Annotated in this window: 1 pseudogene; it reads right to left on the bottom strand. The window is 61.6% G+C overall.

What is annotated here, in order from left to right:
- Positions 1 to 450, bottom strand: a pseudogene (gene uvrC, locus A3730_RS00330) (excinuclease ABC subunit C); the annotation flags it as partial.

The following is a 450-nucleotide window of genomic DNA, read 5'->3' as shown; positions in this document are numbered from 1 at the left end:
GCATTTGCCCCTTGCCGCCGTCGATAAGCAGAAGATCCGGCAACCGGCCCTGCTCTTTCAGCACGCGCTGATAGCGGCGCCGAATCGCTTCTTCCAGGGCTTCGTAATCATCCCCGCCAGCCGCCGGGTTCACATTAAAGTGGCGATACTCCTGCTTGCGTGCCCCTTGCTGGTCAAACACCACGCAGGACGCCACGGCTTTCTCGCCTTGTGTATGGCTAATATCGAAACACTCAATACGCCGCACCGGATCGCTGCTTTCCAGCAGCGTTTCCAGGGCCAGAAAGCGAGCCTCCATGTGTTCGCGTGCCGCCAGTTCGGCCGCCATGGACTGCTGGGCGTTGGTTTGCGCCATGGTGATCCAGGCGGCACGATCACTGCGCACCCGCCACGCCAGCCGGACTTTCTTGCCCCACTGGCTTTCCAGTGCCTGCTGCAACGCTTCAGCGC

The sequence above is a fragment of the Alcanivorax sp. HI0044 genome (genome assembly GCF_001634945.1).
The sequence above is the reverse complement of the archived record's forward strand: the minus strand, read 5'-3'. Positions and strand labels throughout refer to the sequence as shown.